The sequence below is a fragment of the Listeria sp. ILCC796 genome (assembly GCF_900186175.1).
Lineage (GTDB): Bacteria > Bacillota > Bacilli > Lactobacillales > Listeriaceae > Listeria > Listeria goaensis.
The window spans coordinates 22,244-32,125 of record NZ_FYBV01000015.1 but is presented as its reverse complement, the minus strand read 5'-3'; the positions used below and the strand labels follow the sequence as shown (position 1 = coordinate 32,125).

Genomic DNA, 9,882 nt, shown 5'->3' with positions numbered 1-9,882 from the left:
AATAAGTGGGACGAAGCTTTCTGAAAACTGATTTTGGTATAGAAAATCTAATATCTAGGCAAGATTGGAATAATTATTTTAAAGTCAAATAACTAGACATTGTCAAAGAAGAAAAAATTCTGGAAAACTATTTACAATTTGAGCAAGGTCATACCCACTTTTTCCAAGAACTTTTAGCGCTTGTGATGACGGCGCAAAGAACGATGCGGCTGCTTGAACAAAACGGAGTGGGTGTGCATGACCCGAAACTGAAGAAATACTTAGACAAGGCAGGAAAGTACTTAGATCCAAATGACTACCAAATTATCACGAATGAGGATTTAAATAAAAAAATCACTGAATCGTGGAAAACCGGCACCTATTATATGGACGGCACGCAATACACCGGTATGGCTGGTGGCACGCTCCGGGCATCGGCGTATGTGGAATCGGTGAAAGACACGCTGGATGAAAGTGGCCTGATGGACGTGGTGATAGGGCTAGGCTTAAGCACGGCGGCGATTCGGGGGAGTATGACGTATGAGGAAGCTGGTGGAGAATGGTATAATATGGAAAAAAGTTGGTCAGACGCATTAAAATTTGGTAGTAAAGTTGAAGTTAACATTAAACCTAACTACAATTTGAATTCTGTTAGACCAGACAGCTTTAATGTAGAATATTGGATAGACGGAGAAAAATTTATTAAATTTATTAGAAAGCCTTGATGAAAGAAGTTGAGATGATGGAGCAAGAATTAGGAATATTATATAATGAATTAGCACAAAAAATTATTTCGATGATTCCGGTTGATTGGAGCAAAATATACTATCTTGGTGAGGTGGAAAAAAAACAAATGAGTTGGTCTTCTGTATTTTATTTTGAAGAAACTAGTTCAAAAAAATTTGTAAAATCTCATAACATACCAGAGAGATATAAAGTTTCTCAACAAATATATAATGATTTATTAGGAGAACTTAATTCGATATTACTAAAAATAAATAAATGTTTTGAAGAAAATGAACAACCGCTATGGGATCAATTGAGCTTTTCTTTAAATTCTAATGGAAAGTTTAATGTAGATTTTTTATACGATAAAATTTCGGATGATGATGGGCAAGTAAAAAGAGAAATCATTTGGGCTTATAATAGTTTTGAATTTAAGCCGAAAGAAGGCACTTTCACACGCAAATTATTAGACTCTTATTTAAGTGAACGCTAACTACTGAGATTACGAAAAAGAAAAATATTTAGAGGTTTGAAGATGTTATTGTGCTAGATTCTGAGGGTGAAACAAAAGAATTTTGAAAGAACAAGTTTAGATACTAAACTAAACGGTGGGCATGTTATGCTAAAAAGGCTCGAGGGACAAGTCAAAGTACTAGCTGGGTCTGTAAAGAATTTTGTGTAAGTTGTGTTTCTGGTTAAATGTATTTAGTGACTCTATCCTCAAAAAATATGACGAATTGTGATAGAATTTGTCCCCAATTGTGGACCTTCATGGTCCACTTTTTTGTGACATCTATCGTCACAAGATAAAGCATTTTTAGCAACGATTCATCTGAAGGAAAAACACTTTTTGATTTCGTTGATTTACGTAATTGACGGTGAAATCCTTCAATGATGTTAGTTGTGTAAATAATCCGGCGTAAATCTTCAGGATAGTTGAAGAATGTTGCTAATTCAGCCCAATGCTCCATCCAACTTTTTGTAATGATTGGATACTTCTTCCCCCATTTTTCGTCAAACGCACTTAGTGCTTCTAACGCTAGTTCCTCAGTAGCGGCTTTATAAATAGGTTTTAAGTCAGCTGTGACAGCTTGCGCATTAGTGGGACATATAGGCGACATTGAGCGTTTTTCAAATCCGCATAAGTTAGCTAATTATGCTGGAGTAGCCCCTCATGAAAGGTGGCGGACATGGACAATTTAACATTGATTTCTTAAAAGAAAATGGGTTTGAAGTAAATATTGAAAAAATTTATTCTAATGGTGTTAGAACTGGAAATGTACCAGACCATAAAGTTAAGGCTAAAAGAACAGGGAATAATCAATCTTGGTTTCCTGAAAACTGGATAAATAAAGATATAGAAAGTGCAGGACAACATGTTGCTAGTCAGCCAAACTTTGCTAGTGTTAAAGATAGAGAAGCTATTTTGGTGAGTTCAACGGTGTGCGAGTTGGGAATAAAAACTGATGGAAAACCTGCAACTATATTCCCAGATGCAACAAGGCAGGAAAATACTTAGACGTAAATGACTACCAAATAAATGGAATAAGCCTTTTCGTATGTTTTTGATAATCTTCAAATTGCGAACCGTATTTTTCTAATAAATATTTGTCTGCATTTGGAATGTAAGAGAAGACGAACATTAGGAATAAAAAGAGTGGGACGAGAAGTGCCCAAACGTTTATTGTTACCAAGGCAAATCCTGCAACCCATAAAATGTCACCGAAATAGTTAATATGAATGGCATATTTAAATAATCCGCCTCTATAAAGTTTACCTTTGTTTGCTGGATCGGCTTTAAAAGGTTTTCGTAGCAACTCAGAAGTTGTGTTAATGAAGCTACCAGCTAAGAAGAGGACTATTCCTATAACGTACATGGCGATATTCGAGTCTGCTTGACTGTACACTGTGAATAAGGGGAAACCGATGTAATAGATTGCAAATGCTAAACTGTTTCCGATGGATTCTTTCCAACTAATTCCACGTGGTAACCAGATGAAAAGCATCGCATTTAAGCGAAGGAAGGTAATTAGTAAAAAGATGATAATCGTATAGCGTATGTAGTTATCTAAGGTAGCATCGCGATAGAGAATAAAAAATGCGAGAATCAAATAAATAATCTGCGTAATGAATATGAATACCTTCGCAGCAGTCGTTTTTTGATGTATGCCGTACATGTTTACATCACTCCTTTTCTAGGAATATTTTATTCGTTTATTGTAGCATACGGCGAGTCAAATAGCTGGGGTGACGAAAAAATCGCAGGTCCCGTAAATCATTTGGGAACCTGCGATTTTTTTAGCTATAGCGTACGATAATTGCGTCGCCGCGCGTTTCGTCATATTGCACCCAGACGGAGTCACCAGAACGGGGGCTTGCGGTGGGCTCGATAGTTCCGACAGAGATGTAGCGACGGCCGTTAATGTCGAGTTCAACACGTGCTACGGGTCGTTCGCTTCTTGTGTAGCCAAGATAGTTTACGGAAGATATGACGGCGGAGCCTTCTTTTGCTTGGCTTAACCTTTTTCTTAAAGAAAAATCTTCCAGCGTGAACTTGATTGGGAGCGCCATTCCGATTTGCAGTGTCATCGTGTTTGGCACAAATTGGCTACTTTGGGTTGGAAAACTCGTTCCGTCTGCTTGAATGGTCAAGTCGAGCAGTGTCAATTTACGCCCGGAAATCGTTGCCGAAAGCGGCTTAACTGCGGTAACCGTGCCTTCTAGTGCAACCGAATCGGTATCGTTATATGCCGTGTTATACGCGAGTATGCGCGAAATGCCGCCAATTTCCATTAATTCCGCTGTTTTGCCGATTTCAAAACGGAATCCGTCCGGCTCAACAGCTGGAACATGGTATACCTTGCTATTCGCTTGGAATTCGAGTTCGACAGCGGTGCCACGGTTTGCCGCGCCATATGAACGCACAGCAGTGAGTTTGGCATTTGAAATGCGTTCTTCTTGTGCCGTCGTTTCCGTTGCCACGTCCGCTTCGTCCACGAACATAGCTTTATTTTTTTTCGGATTGTAGCGAATCATCACTTGCTGTCCAATCGGAATTTGCGTCAATACAGAAACAACGCGATGGATCTCGACTTCTTTCTTTTTCCCTTCGTAGATAAAGCTCAGTAAGAAACGAACTCTAGGCTGATTATTTATGTAGACGCCCGTTTCGTTTGCTGACACAATTGTAGCCGGCAAAACAACTGAGTCTTTTTTGTTGCGCTTATTGGCCGATTTACGAATAATTGTTCCGGAAACGCCCAATAAAATCAGCATGAGCGGAATGAACAGCCAGACTATCCAATTGATGGCGAGCGCCGGGTATTCTTTCAGGAATCCAAGGAATGAGCCCAATTTGCCGGTCATTTTTTGGTCCCACGCACTGACGTCTGCCGCAGCAATGATTTGCGCTTTGCCCGTTTCCAAATTGAACATGCCGGTCGTTTTGCCCGCTCCGTCATAGTACAGCTCTTTCGCGTTTTCGTCTTTATAAAAAAGTGCGTTTCTATCCGTTAAATCTTCGTAGTTCGCTTTTTCAAATAGCGCGCTGACATCTGTTAAGCCGCTGTTCAGTTCATTGAATAAATACGCCGTGATACCGCCTTGCGTCTCATCTTCTGTGCTTGAGCCGATGAGCAAACTTTCTTTTGAATTCAGCGGAATGATGAGCGATTGATAAAGCGGTTTTGGTGTTATGAGCTTTTGTCCTGCACGAAAATCAGTGGGATTGATGTGGTAAATTTCTTTAGGGTACGATGTATCAACTTCCAGCAATTGATTTTTACTTAACCCTGTGTCTGCTAAAAATGGTTTTTGAATAGCTACATCTGAGTTCCCTTGTGCGATGGAATACGTGTTTTGGTTATTTAAAAGGCCACTTAATTGTACGGTGGAATCATCTTTTAAATTTACTAGCCAATAAGGTAATAGATTTCCGTTATTTCCGTAGATAAGCGAAATACTTGTTGGCCTTGCTGATAAGCGTTTATCGTCTGCCAAATTTATAGCTGTAGCTTTGCCGTTTTGCACTTGGATATAATAGGTATCCGCCTTGTTTTCTGCACTAATAATGAGGCGCCCACGGTTCTGATAACTATTCGTTTTAAGGTAACTATCTAGTATGATTTCTTGTGATAGGATATTTTTCATGGTGCCATTTGCGTCAATTTGATGCAATTCGAGCTGTTCGTCTTCGGTTTTTGTTGCGATGACAAACGCGCCGTTTTGATAACTTGGAACCGCTTCTTTGAAAATATTAGAATCGAAAGTAAAGGTTTTTTCGATTGTTTGATCTTGCACGTCATATAGATTCGCGAGCAAGTCATCTTCGTTTGGCACAACTAACATTTTCTTCCCTTTTTCAAATAAAAGAAGATGCTTGGACTCTTTTATGTCGTTTTTGTGTGCCACCTGATAATCTTGGTAACTGTTGTAGACAGCTACAGACAGCACTATGGCTGGTATGAAAAAGAATAGTAATGGTTTAATCGTAAACGCCTCCCTTTGACGATGATGTATATAAGTGAACCTGTTTACTATTATACTATAAGATTGTCGGTTATTTTGCTGAAATATGAAGTAGTAAGGAGCGCAGCGTTAGCTAAAATGGAAGAAAAACGAGAAAAACGAGATTTTTGTCATAACAAATTTTGAAAATTGTATCAAAATAATGATTTTTCGAAGCAAAAACTACTATTTTGGTAAAAAAATTCACAAATTAGACACAACTTAGATGGATGTTGCTGCCGCAGTCAATTGGATTGAAAAAAGCATGCTACATCTTCGCTGCGACTTGAAAAATGCATTGCTTATTTGGCATAAGCCAGCTATATTAAGAGCTGGTTCAATATTTTTCAAGGAGGACAATTATGAAAAAGTTCATTGGTGTCGTAAGCATTATCGTAATTTTAATGTTACCGCTTACTTCCTCTTTTTCGGCAAAAGCTGCAACTGGGAGCTACGGAGCAGGATTGACAGTGAAGTCAAAAATAACAACACGAGCAACCAATAAATCACTTAACTTCTTTCCTTATACAGATGACGATATACTGACTTATGAAGCACAAATGAGTATGAGTGGAAACTTTAAATCATGGGGACAGACCATTCACTTGGATAAAAATGACAAAATCGAGTTAACTAAAGCGCCAGAAATTGTGACAACTGGGGGTATTACGTCCGCAGATGTGAATGTAGAATATTCAAATGATGGTGTGAATTTTGAAACGGGAACACCTAGTGAAACGAATCGTTATCGCTGGGTAAAATATATGGTTACACAAGATGTAAAATGGGACACAACAACGCAACGTGTTCAGCTTTTCTTTGACGCTAAAAGTATTGCCAAAGAAGGCTTAACAGAAACGGATTTTAATCAAACAACGGGACATCAAGCGGAAGGACAATATTTTGCGACAGGGCGTGACGATAATCGCACGCGTACAACAAATATGTCGTATATGCCAACAGTGTTTTTCAAAAATCCTAAGATTTATGGGCAAACATTTGAGCGTTTAACGACCGAACATGGTATTCAAGGTTCATGGAGTACGCCAGCACCAAATAATCCGTTTGTATCTGGGATTGACGTTTTTTTATATGATAAAAATGACAATTTAATCGGGCAAACTGTTTCCGATCAAAATGGTTATTATGAATTCGATAAAATTTCGCGAACAGATGTGTACTACACGCACTTCAATGATCCGCAAAATCGTTATTATATGAGTTTCGTGCTGCGTTCATCAGACCCAGCAACGGCTGACCCAGGCGACTATGCTTGGTATAGTTTTGAAGGTAGTGATCAAACGGTTAGCGGAATTCAGTCTATTTACGATAGCGCCCGAAATAAGCAACTTAGGAAAGTAGAAAAGGCCATTGAAATCGAGACGCAAGATATTCACTATCGCATTGGTGACGAAAAACCAAATCTACGCCTCGGCGTAACGAAAGCCTATGATCGTTTTGAAGGAGACTTAACACAGTTCCGCCTTTATCACCAAGATGGCATGTTATTTTATGCAGATAGTCATAATGTGAATTGGGACGTTCCGGGTGTTTACCCAGTACAAGTCAGAATAATGAATATGAACGGTGCTTTCGGATATGGCGGTTCTCAAAACTCAACAACCACAGGCACGTTCAATGTGATTGTGACGAATTCGCTAGCACCAGTAATTGAGGCGGGCGATAGCGAAGTCTATATTGGCGAAAGTTTTGACCCGATGAAAGATGTCCGAGCAACTGATCCTGACGATGCAAGCGATATCACGGACCGGATTGTCATCGATGATAGTGCGGTAAACCTTCATGCGGTGGGAAAATATCCGATTAAATACAGTGTGACAGATAAAGACGGCGACAGCATAGAGAAGACGGTGTATGTCACTGTGCGCGACTTTACGATTGATGCGAGCGACGTCGAATTGTATGTCGGTGATGCGTTCAATCCGCTTGAACACGCTACAGCAAACGATTCCGTTGCGGGTGATATAACGAGCGATATCCGCGTCAAAGCAAGCAATGTCGACACCACGCAAGCTGGGAAGTACGCGGTCACTTACACGGCGACAAATCCAGACGGCCGTACAATCGAGAAAACCATTGCGGTCACAGTAAAAGACAAGGCAAGCCCTTTAATCCCTTTACCTCCTGAAAAAAGCAAGCCAGCGCCACCAAATGAAAATGCGAACAACGTAAAAGTCACGCCAATCAATGAAAAACCCATTACTAAAAGCTCGCTTGAAAAACAAGCGACAAGTTTACCGAAAACAGGAGATACAAATTCGCCATTTATAATTTTAGCTGGCCTTACGCTAGTTTTAGTTGCAATAAAAAGCAAGAAGCATCATTTCTGATGCTTCTTGCTTTTTTTCATCTCAATTTCCACAAAACCGCGGACACTATTTGTTAAAAAAACGCGTGAAGCCAGCTGTAAATCGCGGAACGTCAAAACTTGCTCAGAAATTTCCCCCTCTTCAAGCAAAGCCTGCCGAAAAATTCCGGGCAAAAGTCCGCACGAAAGCGCTGGTGTCACAAGTTTCCCGCCGATTTCCAAAACAAGGTTTCCGGAAATGAACTCCGTAAGCTCCTCTTTTTCGTTATAAAGCAAGGTTTCCGTGACATCTGGTTCACGCAGCTCCTCGTACATTTCGCGGCGGGTCGTTTTATGCGCCAAAAACGAATTTCGCGGTAGCGGTTTTGATGCAATTTTGGCCGTCCAGACGGGTGTTGTACAACTTATTTCCTGTACATCAAAAACAAAATCGCCGTTTCGCTTTAGCTCGGCCCGAAATTTAAACACGCCATTTGAATGCTCTGCTGCGGCCGTTTGCCACAATGAACGTGCGGCAGAACGCTCGAACGGCAACGCCCAAATTTGCGCGCTTTTTTCCATACGATCCAAATGGGCCTGAAGCCGTTTTAACTCCCCATTTTCAAGCCGCAGACTTTCAATTAATTCCACCGGCGGAAAAGCATCTGCCAAAACGGCCGATTTCGCTTCAATTTCCGCAAACTCCGCCGCCGCGTCTGAATCCCAAACAATGCCGCCACCAACCCCGTAACGCGCCACATTTGCTCGTAAATCAATTTGAATCGTCCGAATCGGCACACTCCAAATCATGTCCCCGTCTGGTTTCACGTAACCAATTGCGCCGCAGTAGACTCCGCGCGCCGAAGTTTCGAGCTCGGCAATGAAATCCATCGTGCTTTTCTTCGGTGCCCCTGTAATCGAGCCACATGGGAAGAGCGCTTCAAAAATCTCAAAAAGCGATTTCTCAGACGCCAGTTCCGCTGTCACCGTGGACGTCATTTGCCACACCGTCGGATACGGCTCAAGCTCGCATAATCGCGGCACGCGCACAGAACCCGGGCATGCAATTTGGCCAAGGTCGTTTCGCAGCAAGTCGACAATCATCACGTTTTCCGCCCGATTTTTTTCGTCGTTCGCCAGAAAATCCCGTCTCACCGCGTCCAATTCCGCCGTGTCCCCCCGTCGAACCGTGCCTTTCATCGGCCGCGTCGTCACTTTCCCCTTTTCCACCTTGAAAAAAAGCTCAGGTGAAGCAGAGAGAATTTGATGCGCGTTGGTCGTAAGCATGGCCGTGTACCGTGCCTCGCTTTGTTCGCGTAGGTGCCTGTAGGCTGAGCCCGTCTCAAATCCTGCCAGCACAGGGCTGTTTAAGCGTAGCGTAAAGTTCGTTTGATACGTATTTCCGGCCGCAATTTCCGCGCGAATGCGCGCAATGCGTGACTGATATTCAGGAAAAGTCATATCTGCGGTAAACGCAAAAGTCGGTTTAATACGCGGTGGCGCCTCAAAATTTGGAACCGGCGAATCAAATACCCCAAACCAAACGAGCGGCAAATTTTTATCCGCACAAAAGGTCCGCAAATATTCATTGAAGGCAGGCGCCGCTTCGTAGCTCACAAAACCCGCAATATAATAGCCGTCTTTCCGCCATTTCTCCGCCCGCTGAAAAACAGCCGCCACTTCCGCATGTGTGAACGCCATTAAAATTTCCTTCGGCTCACTAAAACACATTGTCTGCCCTTCAAAATCAAAACGCAACTGATTTTCCATACGCCACCTCTAAAAAGTTTTTCAAAATATGATGCCCATGCTCTGATAAAATGGCCTCTGGGTGAAATTGCACGCTATAAATGGGAAGTGTCCCGTGTTCCATCGCCATTAAAACGCCGTCCTGTGTCCAAGCCGTTTCAATTAGCGGTGCCAGAACCCCAGTTACCGCAAGCGAATGATAGCGCGCTACATCAAACGTACGAGGCAAATTGCGGAACAATTGCGATTCATTATGCGTCATGGCACTTGTTTTGCCGTGAACAATTTCGGGGGCAGAAACAACACGTGCACCGAAAAATGTGCCGAGCATTTGATGCCCCAAGCAAATCCCTAAAATGGGTTTTTTATCAAAATAACGCTCTATAAAAGCCAGTGTTTCCGGATAATCGGTCGGTTTCCCGGGGCCTGGTGACAATATGACGCCCTCATAATCATCTAACTGGGTGAGAAGAGGTAAATTCTCCGAAAAGACGACGTTCATGTCTGCGTTTAGTTCCAAAAAATATTGATAAAGGTTATATGTAAATGAATCGTGATGGTCGATGATAAGTAACATTGTCCGCCCCCCTTTTTTTTCGCTACTATTTCTTTTA

At 41.8% G+C, this 9,882-nt stretch carries 10 protein-coding genes; 5 read left to right on the top strand and 5 right to left on the bottom strand.

What is annotated here, in order from left to right:
- Positions 1 to 185 precede the first annotated feature (185 nt).
- Both CFS04_RS12690 and CFS04_RS12685 read left to right on the top strand, forming a co-directional pair.
- Positions 186 to 704, top strand: coding sequence for a DNA/RNA non-specific endonuclease (locus CFS04_RS12690; protein WP_088811053.1), 519 nt, complete (start codon positions 186 to 188; stop codon positions 702 to 704).
- A complete protein-coding gene (locus CFS04_RS12685) occupies positions 704 to 1,198 on the top strand; it encodes an immunity protein YezG family protein (protein WP_205408919.1) in 495 nt (164 codons plus the stop codon). The genes CFS04_RS12690 and CFS04_RS12685 overlap by 1 nt, the downstream gene beginning before the upstream one ends.
- Positions 1,199 to 1,400: 202 nt before the next feature.
- On the opposite strand, the gene CFS04_RS12680 is transcribed toward CFS04_RS12685, so the two are convergent.
- Positions 1,401 to 1,826 (bottom strand): transposase, encoded by a 426-nt coding sequence (locus tag CFS04_RS12680; RefSeq protein ID WP_205408920.1) that lies wholly within the window; start codon positions 1,824 to 1,826, stop codon positions 1,401 to 1,403.
- Between CFS04_RS12680 and CFS04_RS12675 the strand changes: the two genes are divergently transcribed.
- Together CFS04_RS12675 and CFS04_RS12670 are read left to right on the top strand one after the other, a co-directional pair.
- Complete coding sequence (locus CFS04_RS12675) at positions 1,789 to 1,908, top strand: transposase (RefSeq protein ID WP_369821531.1); 120 nt, start codon at positions 1,789 to 1,791, stop codon at positions 1,906 to 1,908. The two genes, CFS04_RS12680 and CFS04_RS12675, sit on opposite strands and share 38 nt — an antisense overlap.
- Positions 1,880 to 2,224 (top strand): EndoU domain-containing protein, encoded by a 345-nt coding sequence (locus tag CFS04_RS12670; protein ID WP_088811051.1) that lies wholly within the window; start codon positions 1,880 to 1,882, stop codon positions 2,222 to 2,224. The genes CFS04_RS12675 and CFS04_RS12670 overlap by 29 nt, the downstream gene beginning before the upstream one ends.
- Positions 2,225 to 2,234: 10 nt before the next feature.
- On the opposite strand, the gene CFS04_RS12665 is transcribed toward CFS04_RS12670, so the two are convergent.
- A complete protein-coding gene (locus tag CFS04_RS12665; RefSeq protein ID WP_088811050.1) occupies positions 2,235 to 2,882 on the bottom strand; it encodes a DUF1295 domain-containing protein in 648 nt (215 codons plus the stop codon).
- 121 nt (positions 2,883 to 3,003) lie between these two features.
- A complete protein-coding gene (locus CFS04_RS12660) occupies positions 3,004 to 5,052 on the bottom strand; it encodes a hypothetical protein (protein WP_088811049.1) in 2,049 nt (682 codons plus the stop codon).
- A 521-nt stretch (positions 5,053 to 5,573) separates the two neighbouring features.
- Between CFS04_RS12660 and CFS04_RS12655 the strand changes: the two genes are divergently transcribed.
- Positions 5,574 to 7,562: an immunoglobulin-like domain-containing protein gene (locus CFS04_RS12655; RefSeq protein ID WP_088811048.1), complete on the top strand. Its 1,989-nt coding sequence runs from the start codon at positions 5,574 to 5,576 to the stop codon at positions 7,560 to 7,562.
- Here CFS04_RS12655 and pabB read toward each other — a convergent pair.
- Together pabB and CFS04_RS12645 are read right to left on the bottom strand one after the other, a co-directional pair.
- Complete coding sequence (gene pabB, locus CFS04_RS12650; protein WP_088811047.1) at positions 7,553 to 9,289, bottom strand: aminodeoxychorismate synthase component I; 1,737 nt, start codon at positions 9,287 to 9,289, stop codon at positions 7,553 to 7,555. The genes CFS04_RS12655 and pabB overlap by 10 nt on opposite strands.
- Positions 9,267 to 9,845, bottom strand: coding sequence for an aminodeoxychorismate/anthranilate synthase component II (locus CFS04_RS12645; protein WP_088811046.1), 579 nt, complete (start codon positions 9,843 to 9,845; stop codon positions 9,267 to 9,269). The genes pabB and CFS04_RS12645 overlap by 23 nt, the downstream gene beginning before the upstream one ends.
- Between the last annotated feature and the right edge of the window lie 37 nt (positions 9,846 to 9,882).

Bases quoted from the DNA above. Each gene is read 5' to 3' on its own strand.
- CFS04_RS12680 (WP_205408920.1), bottom strand. From the start codon at position 1,826: ATGTCGCCTATATGTCCCACTAATGCGCAAGCTGTCACAGCTGACTTA.
- CFS04_RS12690 (WP_088811053.1), top strand. From the start codon at position 186: ATGACGGCGCAAAGAACGATGCGGCTGCTTGAACAAAACGGAGTGGGT.
- CFS04_RS12685 (WP_205408919.1), top strand. From the start codon at position 704: ATGAAAGAAGTTGAGATGATGGAGCAAGAATTAGGAATATTATATAAT.
- CFS04_RS12660 (WP_088811049.1), bottom strand. From the start codon at position 5,052: ATGTTAGTTGTGCCAAACGAAGATGACTTGCTCGCGAATCTATATGAC.
- CFS04_RS12655 (WP_088811048.1), top strand. From the start codon at position 5,574: ATGAAAAAGTTCATTGGTGTCGTAAGCATTATCGTAATTTTAATGTTA.
- CFS04_RS12645 (WP_088811046.1), bottom strand. From the start codon at position 9,845: ATGTTACTTATCATCGACCATCACGATTCATTTACATATAACCTTTAT.
- CFS04_RS12665 (WP_088811050.1), bottom strand. From the start codon at position 2,882: ATGTACGGCATACATCAAAAAACGACTGCTGCGAAGGTATTCATATTC.
- CFS04_RS12670 (WP_088811051.1), top strand. From the start codon at position 1,880: ATGAAAGGTGGCGGACATGGACAATTTAACATTGATTTCTTAAAAGAA.
- pabB (WP_088811047.1), bottom strand. From the start codon at position 9,289: ATGGAAAATCAGTTGCGTTTTGATTTTGAAGGGCAGACAATGTGTTTT.